14 protein-coding genes are annotated in these 17,464 nt (G+C 73.0%); 11 read left to right on the top strand and 3 right to left on the bottom strand.

Annotated features, from left to right (window positions below; all coding sequences use genetic code 11):
- Nucleotides 1-70 precede the first annotated feature (70 nt).
- The 8 genes from DOO78_RS11000 to DOO78_RS26940 are packed head-to-tail and all read left to right on the top strand — an operon-like array spanning nucleotide 71 to nucleotide 11,215.
- A complete protein-coding gene (locus DOO78_RS11000) occupies nucleotides 71-1,864 on the top strand; it encodes a hydantoinase B/oxoprolinase family protein (RefSeq protein ID WP_111469808.1) in 1,794 nt (597 codons plus the stop codon).
- Nucleotides 1,861-3,945: a hydantoinase/oxoprolinase family protein gene (locus DOO78_RS10995; protein ID WP_111469807.1), complete on the top strand. Its 2,085-nt coding sequence runs from the start codon at nucleotides 1,861-1,863 to the stop codon at nucleotides 3,943-3,945. The genes DOO78_RS11000 and DOO78_RS10995 overlap by 4 nt, the downstream gene beginning before the upstream one ends.
- Entirely contained in the window at nucleotides 3,942-5,024 is a 1,083-nt protein-coding gene (locus tag DOO78_RS10990) for a TRAP transporter substrate-binding protein (RefSeq protein ID WP_111469806.1), read from the top strand. Before DOO78_RS10995 ends, DOO78_RS10990 begins: the two co-directional genes overlap by 4 nt.
- Complete coding sequence (locus DOO78_RS10985; protein ID WP_165838836.1) at nucleotides 5,021-5,695, top strand: TRAP transporter small permease subunit; 675 nt, start codon at nucleotides 5,021-5,023, stop codon at nucleotides 5,693-5,695. The genes DOO78_RS10990 and DOO78_RS10985 overlap by 4 nt, the downstream gene beginning before the upstream one ends.
- A complete protein-coding gene (locus tag DOO78_RS10980) occupies nucleotides 5,692-7,056 on the top strand; it encodes a TRAP transporter large permease (protein ID WP_111469804.1) in 1,365 nt (454 codons plus the stop codon). Before DOO78_RS10985 ends, DOO78_RS10980 begins: the two co-directional genes overlap by 4 nt.
- A gap of 3 nt (nucleotides 7,057-7,059) precedes the next feature.
- Nucleotides 7,060-9,099 (top strand): hydantoinase/oxoprolinase family protein, encoded by a 2,040-nt coding sequence (locus DOO78_RS10975; RefSeq protein ID WP_111469803.1) that lies wholly within the window; start codon nucleotides 7,060-7,062, stop codon nucleotides 9,097-9,099.
- Nucleotides 9,096-10,739 (top strand): hydantoinase B/oxoprolinase family protein, encoded by a 1,644-nt coding sequence (locus DOO78_RS26945; protein ID WP_123060018.1) that lies wholly within the window; start codon nucleotides 9,096-9,098, stop codon nucleotides 10,737-10,739. The genes DOO78_RS10975 and DOO78_RS26945 overlap by 4 nt, the downstream gene beginning before the upstream one ends.
- A complete protein-coding gene (locus DOO78_RS26940; RefSeq protein ID WP_243634506.1) occupies nucleotides 10,736-11,215 on the top strand; it encodes a MaoC family dehydratase in 480 nt (159 codons plus the stop codon). The genes DOO78_RS26945 and DOO78_RS26940 overlap by 4 nt, the downstream gene beginning before the upstream one ends.
- Nucleotides 11,216-11,222: 7 nt before the next feature.
- On the opposite strand, the gene DOO78_RS10965 is transcribed toward DOO78_RS26940, so the two are convergent.
- On the bottom strand, nucleotides 11,223-12,173 hold the full coding sequence (locus tag DOO78_RS10965) for a Bug family tripartite tricarboxylate transporter substrate binding protein (protein WP_111469801.1): 951 nt from the start codon (nucleotides 12,171-12,173) through the stop codon (nucleotides 11,223-11,225).
- 77 nt (nucleotides 12,174-12,250) lie between these two features.
- Entirely contained in the window at nucleotides 12,251-12,709 is a 459-nt protein-coding gene (locus DOO78_RS10960; RefSeq protein ID WP_111469800.1) for a hypothetical protein, read from the bottom strand.
- Between the two features lie 92 nt (nucleotides 12,710-12,801).
- Between DOO78_RS10960 and DOO78_RS10955 the strand changes: the two genes are divergently transcribed.
- Genes DOO78_RS10955 through DOO78_RS10945 form a run of 3 tightly spaced genes read left to right on the top strand, consistent with a single transcriptional unit; the run spans nucleotide 12,802 to nucleotide 16,221 of the window.
- The gene (locus DOO78_RS10955) at nucleotides 12,802-14,457 is read left to right on the top strand and encodes a thiamine pyrophosphate-binding protein (protein ID WP_165838835.1); all 1,656 of its coding nucleotides are present in this window, start codon (nucleotides 12,802-12,804) and stop codon (nucleotides 14,455-14,457) included.
- Nucleotides 14,458-14,500: 43 nt separating this feature from the next.
- Nucleotides 14,501-15,460, top strand: a complete 960-nt coding sequence (locus DOO78_RS10950) for a 3-hydroxyacyl-CoA dehydrogenase family protein (RefSeq protein WP_111469798.1) — start codon at nucleotides 14,501-14,503, stop codon at nucleotides 15,458-15,460.
- Nucleotides 15,457-16,221 (top strand): SDR family NAD(P)-dependent oxidoreductase, encoded by a 765-nt coding sequence (locus DOO78_RS10945; RefSeq protein WP_111469797.1) that lies wholly within the window; start codon nucleotides 15,457-15,459, stop codon nucleotides 16,219-16,221. Before DOO78_RS10950 ends, DOO78_RS10945 begins: the two co-directional genes overlap by 4 nt.
- 149 nt (nucleotides 16,222-16,370) lie before the next feature.
- On the opposite strand, the gene DOO78_RS10940 is transcribed toward DOO78_RS10945, so the two are convergent.
- Nucleotides 16,371-17,363, bottom strand: a complete 993-nt coding sequence (locus tag DOO78_RS10940) for an NADPH:quinone reductase (protein ID WP_111469886.1) — start codon at nucleotides 17,361-17,363, stop codon at nucleotides 16,371-16,373.
- Nucleotides 17,364-17,464 lie beyond the last annotated feature (101 nt).

The raw sequence follows: 17,464 nt of genomic DNA, 5'->3' as shown, positions 1-17,464 counted from the left end.
GGCCGCCAGGTGATGGGGTGGCGCCGCCGCCCGCCCGTGCCAAGCTGCGCCCGCGACGGAAGGGCAGGGCATGACAGCGACGGCGATCGACCCCATCGAGTTCGAGCTCTTCCGCAACGCTCTCTTCTCCATCGCGGACGAGATGGCGCTGACCGTCCATCGCACGACCTATTCCGCCGTGCTGAAGGACAACATGGACTACAGCACCGCCTTCTGCGACGGGCAGGGCCGGCTGGTGGCGCAGGGGCTGACCCTGCCGAGCCATCTCGGCAGCATCCCCGAGGCGCTCGGCGCGGTGCTGCGCCGCTACGGCGACAGCATGGCGGAGGGCGACATCTTCGTCCTCAACGATCCCTTCGAGGGCGGGATGCACCTGCCCGACATCTTCCTCTTCCAGCCGATCTTCATGGGCGGCGAGCGGCTGGCGATCGCCGCCACCATCTGCCACCACACCGATGTCGGCGGCCGGGTGCCGGGCTCCAACGCCTCGGACAGCACCGAGATCTTCCAGGAAGGGCTGCGCATCCCGCCGCTCCGCCTCTACGAGCGCGGCCGGATGAACGAGACGCTGCGGGCGCTGATCGAGCGCAACGTGCGGGTGCCGGTGAAGGTCTTCGGCGATCTCCGCGCCCAGCTCGCCGCCTGCACCATCGCCGAGCGCGCCTTCCGTGACCTGGTGGCGCGCGTCGGAGTCGAGACGACGCGGCTCTCCATGGGGGCGCTGCTCGACCATGCCGAGGCGCTGACCCGCGCGGCGCTGCGCGACCTGCCGGATGGCGAGTGGCGCTTCGAGGACCATATCGACGACGACGGCGTCGAGCTGGGCAAGCCGATCCCGCTCCGCGTGCGGGTCGAGAAGCGCGGCGACCGGATGCTGGTGGACTGGACCGGCACCAGCCCGCAGGTGAAGGGCGCCATCAACAACACGCTGAGCTTCACCCGCTCGGCCAGCTATTGCGGCATCCGCAGCATCCTGCCGGCCAACATCCCGAACAACGAGGGGTATTTCCGCGCCATCGAGGTGGTGGCGCCCGAGGGCAGCATCGCCAATGCCGTGCTGCCGGCGGCCTGCGCGGCGCGCGGCCTCACCGGCTTCCGCATGGTCGATTGCCTCTTCGGCGCCCTGGCGCAGATGCTGCCGGACCGCGTCGGCGCCGCCGGGGATGGCGGCAATCTCGGCGTCTCGGTCGGCGGCTGGCGGCGGCCGCCGGGCGGCGACGGGGTGCGGCGCGAGCCCTTCATCTATGTCGACTTCACCTGCTCCGCCTGGGGCGGCCGGCCCTTCGCCGATGGCTGCGACGGCAACAGCCACATGTTCGCCAACATGGCCTCGCCCTCGATCGAGGTGACGGAGGCGGAGCAGCCGATCCAGATCACCCGCTACGAATTCCTGCCCGACACCATGGGCCCTGGCCAGTATCGCGGCGGCGCGCCCTTCTGCCGCGAATACCGCTTCCTCGAGGAGGAGGGCGTGCTGCAGGTGCGGGCCGACCGCCGCGCCTTCCTGCCCTTCGGCCTGCAGGGCGGCGGCGCCGGCGCGCCCTCGATGAACTGGCTGGTGCGGGACGGGGTGACGGAGGCGCTGCCCTCGAAATTCTGCATCACCCTGAAGCGCGACGACATCTCCCGCCTGGAGGTGCCGGGCGGCGGCGGCTGGGGCGACCCGCTGGCGCGCGACCCGGCCCTGGTGCTGCGCGACGCCCGCAACGGCCTCGTCTCGCCCGAGGCGGCGCGGCGCGACTACGGCGTGGTGCTCACGCCCGACTGGCGGGTGGATGCGGCGGCGACCGCGGCGCTGCGGGCGGAGCGGCAGGCGGCGCGGCCCGGGCCCTTGCCCGCCGTGACGCGGGAGCGCCTGGCATGAGCTGGCGCGTCGCGGCCGATATCGGCGGCACCTTCACCGATCTCGTGGCCATCGGGACGGATGGCGCGCTGCGCACCCGCAAGGTCAGCTCCTCGGTCGGCGACTATGGCCGCGCCATCGTCGAGGGGCTGGGCGCGCTCTTCGCCGAGGCCGGCATCGCGCCGGGCGAGGTGGAGGAGATCCTGCACGCCACCACCGTCGCCTCCAACGCCATCCTCGAGCACAAGGGGGCGAAGACCGGCCTCATCACCACCGAGGGCTTCCGCGACGTGCTGGAGATCCGTACGCTGCGCATGCCGCGCCTCTACGACCTGCGCTGGGAGAAGCCGGCGCCGCTGGTGCCGCGGCATCTCCGCCTCGGCGTGCCGGAGCGGGTGAACGTGCGCGGCGAGGTGGAGCACCCGCTGGACGAGGCGGCGGCGGAGGCGGCCGTCGCGCAGCTCCTCGCCGAGGGCGTCGAGGCCATCGCCGTCTGTCTGCTGCATGCCTATGCCAACCCGGCGCATGAGCGGCGGATCGGCGAGATCGTCGCCCGTCTCGCCCCCGGCCTGCCGGTCTCGCTCAGCGTCGAGGTGCTGCCGGAGATGAAGGAGTACGAGCGCAGCTCGACCACCGTCATCAATGCCTATCTCGGCCCCATCCTCGGCCGCTACCTCACCGCCCTCTCGCGCGACCTGCAGGGGGCCGGCCTCGCCGCGCCGCTGCTGCTGATGCAGTCTTCGGGCGGGCTGATGCCGGCGGCCGAGGCGGCGCGGCTGCCGGTGCATGTGGTGGAGAGCGGGCCGGCCGCCGGCGTCATCGGCGTGCAGATGCTGGCGCGGCGCATCGGCCTCGCCGACGCCATCTCCTTCGACATGGGCGGCACCACGGCCAAGGCCGGCGTCATCGAGGGCGGCGAGGTGACGCGGGCCGGCGAGTACAGCGTCGGCGGCGGCATCATGGTCGGCTCGCGCCTGCTCTCGGGCGCCGGCTACCAGCTCAAGGTGCCGGCGATCGACCTCGCCGAGGTCGGCGCCGGCGGCGGCTCGCTCATCTGGCTCGACGCCGCGGGGGCGCCGCAGGTGGGGCCGGAGAGCGCCGGCGCCTGGCCGGGGCCGGTCTGCTACGGCCAGGGCAATACCCAGCCGACGGTGACGGATGCCAATGTCGTCCTCGGCTACCTGAACCCGGAGGCGCTGGTCGGCGGCGCCCTGCCGATCGACGCCGCCGCCTCGCGCGCCGCCATCGCCGAACGGGTCGCCGCGCCGCTCGGCCTCAGCCCCGAGGAGGCGGCGCATGGCGCGCATCTGATCGCCGCCTCGAACATGATCCGCGCCATCAAGGCCGTCTCCTCCGAGCGCGGGCGGGATCCGCGCGGCTTCGCCCTCGTCGCCTTCGGCGGCAACGGGCCGCTGTTTGCCGCCGGCATGGCGCGGGCGCTCGGCATGAGGCGGGTGGTGGTGCCGCCCTCGGCCGGCGTCTTCTCGGCGCTCGGCCTGCTCGCCTCGGATGTCGAGCTGCATCTCTCGCGCTCCTGGCGGCACCTGGCGCGCGGCCTCGACCCGGCGGCGCTGGAGGCGGCCGCCGCGGCGCTGGAGGCGGAGGCGCGGGCGCGGCTGCGGGCGCAGGGCTTCCCGCCGGAGCGCATCGCCATCCGCCGCGGCGCGACGCTGCGCTACCAGGGCCAGTCCTTCGAGCTGCAGGTCGGCTTCGCCGCGGGGGAGGGGCCGGAGATCGTCGAGGAGCGCTACGGCGCCGAGCATGAGCGCACCTATGGCCATCGCGCCGGCGCCGGGGAGCCGGTGGAGTTCGTCACCCTGCAGGTGATCGGCACCGGCCTGCCCGACCGTCCGCGCCTGCCGGAGCGCCTTTCGCCGCGCAGCATCCGCCCGCCCCAGGCCAGCCGCCGCGCCTATTTCGGCCGCGAGCTCGGCTGGCGGGAGACGGCGGTGCTGGCACGGTCCTCGCTTGTCAGTCCGGTCGTCGGGCCGGCGATCATCGAGGAATACGACTGCACCTGCCTGGTCCCGCCGGGCGCGCGCGCCGCGCTGGACGGTTTCGGCAACATCGCCATTACGCTGCAGGAAGGGCCGAGCGCATGAGGAGTTGGGTTCTGGGCGCCGCGGCGCTGCTTGCCACCGGCTTCGCCATTGGCCTCCCCATTGGCCCCGCCATGGCGCAGGCGGTGCCGCCCGGCCCGAAGGTGACGATCGTCGCCGTCACCCAGCCGCTGCCGACGCAGCCGCAATTCACCCGCGTCGACGTGCCGGTGCTGAAAGAGGGGCTGGCCAAGGCGAGCAACGGCCGCATCGAGGTGCAGCTCTCGACCCATGCCGAGCGCAATCTCTCCGGCACCGAGCTGGTGCGCCTCGTCCGCTCCGGCCAGGCGGATATCGGCGCCAGCACGCTGACCACCCTCTCGGGCGACGTGCCGATCCTGGACGGCGTCGATCTCGCCGGCCTCGCGCCCGATATCGGCACGGCGAAGCGGATCGCCGAGGCGATGCTGCCGGTGGTCAACAAGGACCTGGAGCGCTTCGGCGCCCGGCTGATGCTGATCTACCCCTTCCCGGCGCAGGTGGTCTGGTGCCGCCAGCCCTTCGCCAGCCTGGCCGACCTCAAGGGCCGCAAGATCCGCACCTTCGGCAATTCGCTGGTGGATTTCTTCACCGCGCTCGGCGCCCAGCCGGTCTCGATCGGCTTCCCCGAGGTCTATTCGGCGCTGGAGCGCGGCGTCGTCGATTGCGCCATCACCGGCACCGGCAGCGGCGTCGCGGCGCGCTGGACGGAGGTGACGACGCATGTCTCCAACCTGCCCATCTCCTGGGCGCTGGCCGGCTACATGGTGAACATCGCCTGGTGGAACCGGCTCGACCCGACGGTGCGGGCGGCGGTGGAGGCGACGCTCGCCGAGGTCAGCGAGAAGCAATGGGCGCTCGGCGCCGCGGCGACGCGCGACGGTCTCGACTGCGCCATCGGCAAGGCGGAGGAGTGCAAGATCCACAGCCTCGCCGGCAAGCCGATCGCCGAGGTGGCGGCGACGCCGGCCGACCGCGCGGCGCTGCGCGAGATCCTGGAGAAAAGCGTGCTGCCCGGCTTCGTCAAGCGCTGCGGCGCCCGCTGCGGCGAGGTGTTAAACCAGGTGATCGCGCCGATCGCCGGCGTGCGTTTCGGCGGGTGAGCGGCGGGGCGCGACTGCCCGCGCCGCTGCGGGCGGCGCGGCGGCTGCGGCAGGGCATCGCCGGCTTCGCCGCGGTGATGGCCTATCTCGCGGGCTGGAATTACATCCTCTGCGCCCTCTTCATCACCTTCGACGTGGTGGCGCGCAGCCTGCTCGGCTTCTCCTCGGCGGCGACCACCGAGGTCACCGGCTACATGCTGGCCGGCGGCATCGCCTGGAGCCTCGCCCACACCCTGGCGCGGCGGGCGCATATCCGCGTCGATGTCTGGGTGAACCGGCTGCCGCTGCGCTTCCGCTCCGTGCTGCACCTGGTCTCGCTGCTGCTGCTCTTCGGCTTCGCGCTGTTCTGCGCCTGGGCGGCCTGGGCGCTGCTGGACGAGAGCCTGCTGTTCGAGGCGCACGACAACAGCGCGCTGCGCATCCCGCTGGCCCTGCCGCAGGGCATCTGGGGCTTCGGCATCCTGGTCTTCTGCGCCATGATCGCGGCGCTGGTGCTGGAATCCGTGCTCTCCCTGCTGCTCGGCCGCGCCGGCGAGCTCGACCGGCTGCTCGGCTCCCGCACCCTCGAGGACGAGACGGCGGAAGCGCTGGAGGCGGTGGAGATGGCACGCGAGGGGGCGCGGCCGCCGGCCGAGGCGCCGCCCGGCCTGAAGCGGAGCCTCTCGGCATGATCGCGGTCGTCTTCCTGCTCGCCCTGCTGGCGGCGGCCCTCTTCGCCGCCGCCACCGGCGGCGAGGCGGTGCCGGTGATGGAGATCCTGGCGCTCACCGGCGTCTTCATCCTGTTCTTCGGCGCCGGGGTCTACATCGCCGCGGTGCTCGGCCTGCTCGGCATCCTGATCGGGCTGACCTTCTCGGACCGGCCCTGGTGGGCCTTCGCGGGGCAGACTCTCTGGGGGCCGTCCTCGAATTTCGTGCTGGTCGCGGTGCCGCTCTTCCTGCTGATGGGCGAGATACTGCTGCGCGCCGGCCTCTCGGACCGGCTCTACCGGGCGCTGAATGTCTGGCTGAACCGCCTGCCGGGCGGGCTGCTGCACACCAACATCGTCTCCTGCGCCGTCTTCTCGGCGATCTCCGGCTCCTCGGTGGCGACGGCCGCCACCATGGGCTCCGTCGCGCTGCCTTACTTCAACAACTCGGCCTACAGCCAGCGCATGGTGCTCGGCTCGCTCGCCGCCGGCGGCGCGCTCGGCAACCTGATCCCGCCCGGCATCACCTTCATCATCTACGGGCTGATCACCGAGACCTCGGTCGGCGCGCTCTACATCGCGGCGCTGCTGCCGAGCATCCTGGTGACCGGTCTGTTCCTGCTGGTGATCCTCTGGCACGGCATGGCCAGCCCGTTGCAGCGGCCGCCGGCGCTGCCGCTCGGGATGAAGCTGCGGGCGCTGCTCGACCTGGTGCCGACGCTGCTGCTGATGCTGCTGGTGCTGGGCTCGATCTATGCCGGCTATGCGACGCCGACCGAGGCGGCGGCGCTCGGCGTGGTCGGCGCCGCGGGCTTCGCGGCGGTGGAGGGCAAGCTCAGCCTGCGGCTGCTGAACGCGAGCGCCGAGGCGACGGCGCGCAACACCGCGCTGCTCGGCCTCATCATTTTCGGCGCCTATCTGCTGAACTACCTGCTGACGGCGATCAACGTGCCGCAGGCGCTGGCCCAGTTCATCGGCCACCTGCCGCTGCCGCCCTGGGCGATCATGAGCTGCATCCTGGCGCTCTACCTGGCGCTCGGCACCTTCATGGAGGGGTTCTCCATGATCATCACCACGGTGCCGGTGGTCTTCCCGATCGTCACCGCCCTCGGCTACGATCCGGTCTGGTTCGGCGTGATGGTGACCATGCTGGTCGAGATCGCGCAGATCAGCCCGCCGGACGGCACGGTGATGTACGTGCTGCAGGGGATGCGACCGCGGGCCGGGCCGATCACCGATGTCTTCGTCGGCGTCACGCCCTTCCTCGCCGCCTATCTGCTGGCCGTCGCGCTGCTGATGGTCTGGCCGGGGATTGCGCTCTGGCTGCCACGGGTTATGGGGTAGCGCATGAGCGAGCGACCCGTCCGCATCGCCGTCGATATCGGCGGCACCTTCACCGACCTGCAGGTGCTCGATGCCCGCGACGGCAGCGTGCGAGCCTGGAAGACGCCGACGACGCCGGAGGACCCCTCCATCGGGCTGCTGCGCGGCGTCGAGGAGGCCTCCCGGCGCTTCGGCTTCGCCCTCGCCGAGGTCGGGCTGCTGCTGCACGGCACCACCATCGCCACCAATGCGGTGCTGGAACGCAGGCTCGCCCGCGGCGTGCTGCTGACCACCGAGGGGTTCGAGGACGTGCTGGAGATCACCCGGCATGTGCGGCGCGAGCTCTATCGGCTCGACCTCGATCCCTTCCCCTGCCTGATCGAGCGCGACCGCCGGCTCGGCGTGGCCGAGCGGATGCGCGCCGACGGCACGCCGGAGCGGGCGCTGGACGAGGCGGCGATCCCTGGCCTGGTCGCCCGGCTGGAGGCGCTGGGCGCCGAGGCGGTGGCGGTCTGCCTGCTGCACAGCTACGCCAACCCGGCGCATGAGCAGCGGCTGAAGGCCCTGCTGGCGGCGGCGCGGCCGGGCCTGCCGGTCTCGCTCAGCAGCGAGATCAGCCCCGAGATCCGCGAATACGAGCGGGCGAGCACGACGGTGCTGAATGCCCTGCTGGTGCCGGTGGTGAAGGCCTATCTCGACCGGCTGGAATCCCGGCTCGGGGAAGGCGGGTTCCGGCCCCTGGTCTTCCTGGTGCAGTCGAATGGCGGCGTCTGCAGCCTGCGCCAGGCGGCGGAGCAGCCGGCGCGGCTGCTGCTCTCCGGCCCCTCCGGCGGGGCGCTGGCGGCCGGGCGGATCGCCGCGCTGCTGGGCCGGCCGAACCTCGTCGCCGTCGATATGGGCGGCACCAGCTACGATGTCTCGGTGGTGCAGGGCGGCCGCGTCTCGGTGGTGACGCAGGGCGAGATCGACCGGCTGCCGGTGCGCCTGCCGATGGTGGAGATGCGCACCATCGGCGCCGGCGGCGGCTCCATCGCGGGCGTCGATTCCGGCGGGCGGCTGACGGTCGGGCCGCGCAGCGCCGGCTCGCGCCCCGGCCCGGTCGCCTATGGCCGCGGCGGGACGGAGCCGACGGTGACGGATGCCAACCTCGCCCTCGGCCGGCTCGACCCCGACTACTTCCTCGGCGGCATGATGCGGCTCGACATGCCGGCGACGCGGGCGGCGATCGAGGCCCGGGTCGGCGCGCCGCTCGGCCTGCCGGTCGAGGCGGCGGCGCAGGGCATGCTGACGGTGACGAATGCCAATCTCGGCGCCGCGGTGCGGCTCTCGCTGTTCGAGAAGGGGCTCGATCCGCGCGACTTCGCGCTGCTCTCCTTCGGCGGCGCCGGCGGGCTGCACGCGACCGAGGTGGCGGCCGAGATGGGCATCCGCGAGGTGATCTTCCCGCGGGAACCGGGCACGCTCTCGGCCTATGGCATCCTCTATTCCGACCTGGTGCAGGACATCGCCCGCTCGCGGGTGATGCCGGCGCTGCCCGCCAGCCTGCCGGCGATCGAGGCGCTGGTCGCCGGGCTGCGGGCCGAGGCGGAGGCCGGGCTGGCGCGGGACGGCGTGCCGGCGGAGCGGCGCGAGATCGCGATCGCCGCCGACATGCGCTATCACGGCCAGGCCTTCGAGCTGCTGGTGCCCTGGCCCGAGGCCTGCGCGCTGCCGCCGCTGCTGGCCCGCTTCCACGCGACGCACCGGCAGCGCTTCAGCTATGCCGACGAGGCCGAGGCGGTGGAGATCGTCACCCTGCGCGCCATCGCCACCGGCCGGCTGCCGAAGCCCGAGGCGGCGGAGCCGGTGCCGGCGCCGCGGCCGGCGCTGAAGGGCAGCCGCCGCGTCTTCGAGGAAGGCGCCTGGCGTGACGTGCCGGTCTGGGACCGCGAGGCGCTGCCGCCGGAGGACCGCATCACCGGCCCCGCCATCGTCGAGGAACCCTTCGCCACCCATTGGATCGGCCGCGGCTGGACTGCGGCGCTCGGCCCGGCGGGCGCGCTGATCGCACGGAGCGACGCATGAGTGCCGCCACGCTCGGCCCGATCGAGATCGAGGTGATCCGCAACGCCCTGACCGCCGCGGCGGCGGAGATGGACGTCACCGTCTGGCGCACCAGCCGCAGCACCATCGTGCGCGAGCTGCTGGACTACTCGACCGCCGTCTTCGATGCCGAGGGCAACAACCTGGCGCAATCGGCGCGCATCCCGAGCCACCTCAACAGCATGTCGCATTTCCTGCGCGAGCTGCTGGACCGGTGGATCGACCCGGAGACCTGGGGGCCGGAGGATGTCGTCATCTCCAACGACCCCTATTGCGGCGGCCAGCACCTGCCGGATATCTGCGCCTTCAAGCCGGTCTTCCATGAGGGCCGGCGCATCGCCTTCGTCGGCACGCTTTGCCACCATATCGATGTCGGCGGGCTGGTCGCGGGCAGCTACGCGGCGAAGGCGATCGAGATCTTCCAGGAAGGGCTGCGCATCCCGCCGCTGAAGCTGATCGAGAAGGGCCGGCGGAACGAGGCGGTCTGGGCGATGATCCGCCAGAACATCCGCAAGCCCGACCTGCTGCTCGGCGACCTGCAGAGCCAGATCGCCTCGCTCGAGGTGGGCGCCGCGGCGCTGCGCCGCCTCGCCAGCCGCTACGGCGCCGAGGGGATGATCGAGGCCGGGCGCCGCATCCTCGACATGAGCGAGCAGGCGATGCGCGCCGCCATCGCCCGCATGCCGGACGGCACCTATGAGTTCACCGACTGGCTGGACGATGACGGCATCGACCTCGACCAGCCGATCCGGCTGCATGTGGCGCTGACGATCCAGGGCGACGCCATCTCGGTCGATCTCTCCGGCTGCTCGCCGCAGGTGCAGGGGCCGACCAACGCGACGCTCGCCAGCAGCAACGCCGCGGTGATGTTCGCCGTCATGTGCGCCTGCGACGAGCCCTTCGCCGCCAATGCCGGCTGCTACCGGCCGGTGACGACCATCGCGCCCGAGGGGCTGGTGGTGAATGCCCGGCATCCGGCGCCGGTCGTGCACCGCATCGCGGTGACGCACCGGCTGCTGAACGCCATGTTCGGCGCCCTGCACCAGGCGGTGCCGGACCGCATCCCCGCCGCCTATTACGGCAATTCCTATGTCTGCACCTTCCAGACCGTCGCCGCGGATGCGCGGCGCGAGGTGCTGGTGGAGATCGAGATCGGCGGCACCGGCGCGCATCCGGCGAAGGATGGCGTCAACGCCCTCTCGGCCGGCATGCACAACAACAGCAACATCCCGATCGAGATGATCGAGGCGCAGGCGCCGCTCACCGTCACCCGCTACGCCCTGCTGCCGGACAGCGGCGGGGCGGGGGCGCGGCGCGGCGGGCTCGGCCTGCTGCGGGAATGGCGCATCGACAGCCCGCGCTGCTTCTTCACCGCGAACATGGACCGCTTCGTCCATGCGCCCTATGGCCTCGCGGGCGGCGACGCGGCCTCGGTCGGGCGGCTGGTGCTGACGCGGGACGGCGCCGAGAGCCCGCTGCCGCCGAAATCCGACAACGTCCCGCTGCGGCAGGGCGACCGGGTGCGGCTGGAGACCTCGGGCGGCGGCGGCTTCGGCGACCCGGCGGCGCGCGACCCCGCGGCGCGGGCGCGCGACCGCGCCATGGGCTATGTGACGCGGTGAGCTTCGATCCGCGCGCGCACCGCCTTGTCCCGGCGCAGCGCTGGTTCGAGGATTTCACCCTCGGCGAGCGCTTCCCGCTGCCGAGCTGGACCATGACCAGCGGCCTCTTCGCCGCCTTCCAGGCCGCCTCGGGCGACAACCACCCGATCCACTACGATGCCGAGTATTGCCGCGCGCATGGGCTGCCGGGGATGCTGGCGCATGGCTATCAGGTGGCGATCCAGACCTGCGCCGGGGCGGGGCTGTTCCCGCATATGGTCGAGGAGTCGCTGAAGGGCTTCCTCGAGCAGTCCACGCGCTTCCTGCACCCGGTGATCCTCGGCGACACGCTCTACCCGCTGCTGGTGGTGGACGAGCTGGTGCCGCAGCGCAGCACCGGCATCCTCGGCCTCGCCGCCAGCATCCACAACCAGCACGGCGTGCAGGTGCTGGACGGGCGGCACCGCTACCTGCTGCGCAAGCGGCCCGCCGGCTGAGCCTCCGCTACTCGCCCGGCTTCAGCCCGGAGGCGCGGATCAGCTCGGCATATTTCGCCACTTCCGAGCGCACATAGTCGCCGAAGGCGCGGCGGTCGAGGTAGCGGATCGGGTGCGAGGCGCGCGGCATGCCCTCGACCACGCTCGGCGTGCGCAGCATGGTGGCGCAGGCGGCGTCGATCCGCGCCAGCACCGTCTCCGGCGTGCCGGCGGGGGCGAAGAGGCCGGTCCAGAGCGGGTAGACCAGGTCATGGCCCAGCTCGCGCAAGGTCGGCGCATCCGGCGTGTCCGGGCTGCGCCGCTCGGCGAAGACGGCGATGGCCTGCAACCCGTATTGCGCGACGAGATTGGCCTCGGCCGCCAGCAGCAGCACCGTGCCGGACTGCATGGCGAGCACGCTGTCGCCCGAGCCGCGGAAGGGCACGTGGTTCATCTCGACGCCGAGCGCCCGCGTCAGCCCGGTCATCGCCAGGTGCCCGAGCCCGCCGACGCCGCCCGAGGCATAGGGAAGCTGGCCGGGCGCCGCCCTGGCCCGCGCGGCAATGTCGGCGACGCTGCGGAGCCCCGTCGTCTTCGGCGTCATCAGCGTCAGCGGCGCCTCGGCGATGAGGCAGACCGGCGCCAGGTCCTCGGCCTTGTAGGGCAGGTTGCTGCGGAAGCTCGGCTGCACCGCGATGGGCGCCATGGAGGTGAGCATCAGGGTCAGCCCGTCCGGCTTCGACCGCGCCACCTCCGCCGTGCCGATGGTGCCGGTGGCGCCGCCGACATTGCGGATGATGAGCTGGGCGCTGAGCGTCTCGGCGAAGACGGGCTGGATCAGCCGGCCGATGATGTCGGTGCCGCCGCCGGCCGGCCAGGGGATCAGCATCTGGATCTGGGCGGCCGCCTGTCCGGCCCAAAGCAGGGGCCAGAGCCAGAGCCCGGCCGCCAGCGCGGCCAGGCGCGGTGCGATGCGCATCCTGTCGTCTCCTCTCCCGCGGGGCCGCGTCTGGGCGCGGCTCCCACATGGAGGCTAGCGACTCGCGCGCGGCCGCTTCAATCGATAAGTCGGCGGACGAAACGGCGGGTGCTGCGGAAGAGCGGCCGCACGCGCTCGCACCAGGGGGTGCTGCGGGCGGCGATCCATTCGGGGGATTGGTTGACCTCCGGCCGCTCGAAGCGGTAGGCGGCGAGCAGGTTCGGCGCGCCGCCATCGAGCCGGCGGTAGCGCGTGCCGCCGATGCAGCCCGGCACCGCGGTGAGCAGCGGCAGGTGCTCCTGCTCGTACCATTCGTAGATCGCCGGCAGGTCCGGCTCGGCGATGTCGAGCTCGACGGTGTAGAGGAAGGGCGCCGGCCGGCTCACATCGCCGAGCGCGGCGATGGCGGCATAGGGGACGCCCCCGCCCGCATCGGCGGGCGGCGCCTCCCACCAATGCCAGACATCGCCCGCGTTCTCGATGTCCTGGTAGCGCAGCCCGGGGCCCCGCCCGTGTTGGATCAGCAGATCGGCCATTGGGTTTCCTCCCATCCCGCGGCAGTATCGCGCCGGCACGGAGAACGACAAGCGGAGGGATGCCGGGCGATGGCAATGCGGAGGCATGGCCGATGATGGGCCATGAGTGGCTGGTGCGCAGCCTGCGCGATTCGGGCCAGACGCATGTCTTCTTCGTCGATGCGGTGCTGCGGCGCAGCCTGCTCGACATGGAGCGGCTGGGCGTGCAGCCGGTGCTGGCGCATACCGAGAAGGCGGCGGTCTACATGGCCGATGGCTATGGCCGGGTCTCCGGCCGGCCGGGCATCGTCGCGGCGCAGTCGGTCGGCGCCGCCAACCTCATCGCCGGGCTGCAGGATGCCTGGCTCGGCCGCAGCCCGGTGCTGGCCATCACCGGCCGCAAGCCGATCGGCCACCAGCACCGCAACGCCTATCAGGAAGTGGCGCATGCGCCGCTGGCGGCGCCGGTGACGAAGCTTTCGGCGCAGGTGCAGGAGGCGGCCGACCTGCCGCGGCAGTTCCGCCAGGCCTGGTCGGCCACCGTCTCGGTGCCGCCGCGGCCGGTGCATCTCGACCTGAACGGGCTGATGGGCGAGTTCGTCGAGACCACGGAGACCGGGGAGCCGCCGGCCGCGCTCGCCGGCTGGACGGCGCCGCGGCACCGGCCGCAGGCGGAGCCGGCCATGCTGCGGGCGGCGGCGGAGGCGCTGCGCTCGAGCCAGCGCATCGCCATCGTCGCCGGCGACGGCGCCGCGCTGTCCGGCTGCGGCGCGGCGCTGCTCGCGCTCGCCGAGGCGCTGCGGGCGCCGGTCGCCACCTCGCTCGGCGCGCATGGGCTGATCGACACGCGGCACCCCCTGCATATCGGCGTGGTCGGCAGCTATTCCGCGCCGCCGGCCAACCGCATCCTGCATGCGGCCGAGCTGGTGCTGCTCGTCGGCTGCGACACCGGCGACCAGGTGACGCATGGCTGGCGGGTGCCGCGGCCGGGCACGCGCATCGTGCAGGTCGATGCCGATCCGCTGGAATTCGAGCGCAGCTACGCGACCGAGGTCGCCCTGCTCGGCGACCCGCGGGCGGTGCTGGAGGCGCTGCTGCCGGCGCTCGGCGGCGCGGCGCGCGACGGCGCCTTCCTCGCCGAGGCGCAGGGCATCCGCGCCGCCTGGCACCGGGAGATCGCGCCAAGGCTGGCCAGCGAGGCGGTGGCGATCGACCCGGCGCGGCTCTGCGCCGAGGTGACGCGGGCGCTGCCGGCGGATGGCATCCTGGTGGCCGATACCGGCTATTCCGGCATCTGGACCGGCACGTTGGTCGATCTCGCGCCGGGCCAGACCTATCTGCGCGCCGCCGGCTCGCTCGGCTGGGCCTTCCCGGCGGCGCTCGGCGCGAAATGCGCGGCGCCCGGGCGCAAGGTGGTCTGCTGGTCGGGCGACGGCGCGCTCTACTACCACCTGCCGGAGCTGGAGACGGCGAAGCGCCGCGGCATCGCCGTGGTGCTGGTGGTGAACAACAACTCCGGCTTCGGCCAGGGCTGGCCGGGCTATCTGCGGCAGGCCGGCAACCGGCCGGCGGCGGCGGAGCAGGTGCTGCGCTTCGGCCCGACGGATTTCGCCGGCGTGGCGCGGCAATTCGGGCTGCGCGGCATCCGCGTCGAGCATCCGCGCGACCTCGCCGGCGCGCTGGCCGAGGCGGTGGCGGCCGAGGAGACGGTGGTGGTCGATGTCGTCACCGACATCGACTGCCGGGCGCCCGAGCCCTGGACGCCGTGAGGCGAGGCATCGGGCGGCGTTCGGACGGAGAAGGAGTGGGAACATGGCACGCGTGGCAGTCATCGGCGCCGGCACCATGGGGCATGCGCTGGCGCTGGTCTTCGCGCTCGGCGGGCACCGGGTGCGGCTGACCGACAGCAACCCGGCGACGCTCGCCCGGGCGCAGGGGCTGATGGAGACGGCGCTGGCGACGCTGATCGAGGGCGGCGAGGCGCCGAAGGACTGGACCTCGGGGCATCTGGCGCAGGCGGTGACGCGGCACGAGAGCCTGGAGGAGACGGTGGACGGCGCCGAGCTGATCGTCGAGGCGATCATCGAGGTGCCGGAGGCGAAGCGCACGCTCTACGAGCGGCTCGATGCCTGCGCCCCGGCGGAGGCGATCTTCGCCAGCAACACCAGCTATCTCGACGTCTTTCCGCTGATCCCGGAGCGGCGGCAGGCGCGGGCGATGATCGCCCACTGGTACACGCCGCCCTATCTGGTCGACCTGGTGGACATGATCCCCGGGCCGCGCTGCGAGACGGCGGCCTTCGAGCAGGTCTTCGGCCTGCTGAAGGCGATGGGCAAGCAGCCGCTGGGGCTGAAGAAATTCGTCCCCGGCTATGTCGCCAACCGCATCCAGGCGGCGATCAGCAACGAGGTGCAGAGCCTGCTGGACGAGGGGGTGGCGACGGCGCCCGAGATCGATGCCGCGATCATCCACGGGCTGGCGCTGCGGCTGCAGATCCTCGGCGTCTACGCCAAGGCGGATTTCACCGGCCTGCCGCTGCTGCAGGCGGTCGCGCGCAACAAGAGCTACACGCCGCCCGAGCCGCGGGAGAGCAGCCCGACGCTCGATGCGCTGATCGCCGAGGGGCGCACCGGCGTGCTGGCCGGCGCCGGCTACTACGACTGGCCGGGCGACCCGGCGCAGCTCTTCGAGGAGCGCGACCGGCGGCTGATCGCGCTGAAGCGGGCGATGCGTGAGATCGGCGTGATGGCCGGGACGGAGCGCGACCTGTGATCCGCTACGAGCTGACCGGCAAGGCCGCGCTGGTCACCGGCGCGGCCTCCGGCATCGGCCTGGCGCTGGCGACGCAGCTCGCGCGCAACGGGGCGAAGGTGGCGATCAACCACCTCGCCGACGACCCGCGCGGGCCGGAGCAGGTGGAGCGACTGCGCGCCGAGGGGCTGGATGTCATCGCCGCGCCCGGCAATGTCGGCGATGCCGCGGATGCGCCGCGCCTGGTCGAGCAGGCGGTGCAGGAGCTCGGCCGGCTGGACTACCTGGCGAACAATGCCGGCACGCCCGGCACCCGCACCAGCATCCCGCCCGTCGCGCTCGACCGCATCACCGAGGCGCTGTGGAACGAGGTGGTGCAGGTGAACCTGGTCGGCGTCTTCCGCTGCACCAAGGCGGCGGCGCCGGCGCTGCGGGCGGCGAAGGGCGCGGTGGTCAACACCGCCTCGATCGCCGGGCTCGGGCAGGTCGGCTCCTCCCTGGCCTATGGCGCGACCAAGGCCGGCGTGGTCAGCCTGACCCAGAACCTTGCCCGCGCCCTGGCGCCGGAGGTGCGGGTGAATGCCGTCGCGCCGGGGGCGGTGGACAGCGCCTGGGCGATCGAATGGACCAACGAGCAGCGCAGCGGCTCGATCGAGAAGGCGTTGCTGAAGCGCCGCTGCACGCCGGACGACCTGGCCGAGGTGATGCTGTTCCTGCTCGCCGGCGCGGCCATGGTGACCGGCCAGACGGTGACGGTGGATGGCGGGCTGACGCTCGGCTGATCCTAGCCGGCGCCGGGTCGCAGGCCGCCCGCTGCGGCCGCCCCCACCCGTTGCCCTTCCGCGGCTTCGCCGCGGCAGGCTGTGACGCCGCTGCGACCCGAGGCGAAGCCCGGGATCCCCACGGCGGCGCGCAGCGGCGTCGTGGGGCGCTATGCCGCGGGCAGCACCACCACCGTGCCGCGCTTGCCGCCGGCCTCCACCGCCTCATGCGCCGCCGCGCAATTGGCCAGCGGATAGGTGCCGGCGATGCGGTGCAGCCGCGGCGCCTCGGCGGCCCAGCGCGTGACCTCCTCCATCGCCAGCCGCCGCGCCGCCGCCGGGGCGCTGTTCAGCACCACGCCGCGCAGGTTGACGTTCTTGCGCATCAGCACCGCCGAGACGGGGACCGCCGGCGTCAGCCCGCCGCGGCTGGCATAGCCGATGACGCTGCCGTTGAGGGCGACGACCGCGCCCCAGATCGCCAGGTTGCCGCCGACATCCACCTCGACGACGCGGTCGATGCCGGCGCCGCCGGTCGCCGCCAGGATGCGCTCCGCGCAATCCGGCGCGCGGTAGTCGAAGACCTGCCCGGCGCCGGCGGCGAGGGCGTCCTCGCTCTTCCAGCCGCCGCTCGCGGTCGCCAGCACCTGCGCCGCGCCGCCCCAGCGGGCGAGCTGGATGGCGTAATTGCCGACCGCGCCGCCGCCGCCCGAGACCAGCACGCGCAGCCCGGCGACCGGGCCATCGGCGAAGAGGCAGCGATGCGCCGTCATCGCCGGGATGCCGAGGCAGGCGCCGATCTCGAAGGGCAGGGTGGCCGGCAGGGGGTGCACGCAGGCCGCCGGCACGCAGGTGTATTCGGCGGCGGTGCCGAAGGGCCGGCCGCGCTGGGCGTTGTAGAGCCAGACCCGCTGGCCGAGCAGCGCCGGCTCGGCGCCCTCGCCCAGCGCCTCGACCAGGCCGGCGCCGTCGCTGTTCGGGATGATGAGCGGCCATTCATTGGCATAGGCGGTGCCGGCGCGGCGGTAGACATCGGCCGGGTTCACGCCGGAGGCGAGGAGCCGCACCAGCACCTCGCCGGGGGCCGGCTCCGGCCGCGGCCGCTCGCCGAATTGCAGCACCGGCCGGGCCGGGCCCGGACGCTCGTACCAGACGGCGCGCATGGCCATCTCCCTCCCTGTCCGGGCGCCAGTCTGCCGGCGGCGGATGGGTTTGACATCCCCCGCGCGGCGCGGCTTTGCTGGCGCCCTGAAGGAGGAGCCGC

It is taken from the genome of Roseicella frigidaeris (assembly GCF_003258945.1).
In the GTDB taxonomy this organism is placed as follows: domain Bacteria; phylum Pseudomonadota; class Alphaproteobacteria; order Acetobacterales; family Acetobacteraceae; genus Paracraurococcus; species Paracraurococcus frigidaeris.
Note: the sequence above shows the minus strand (reverse complement) of the source record. Positions and strands in the feature narration are given on the sequence as shown.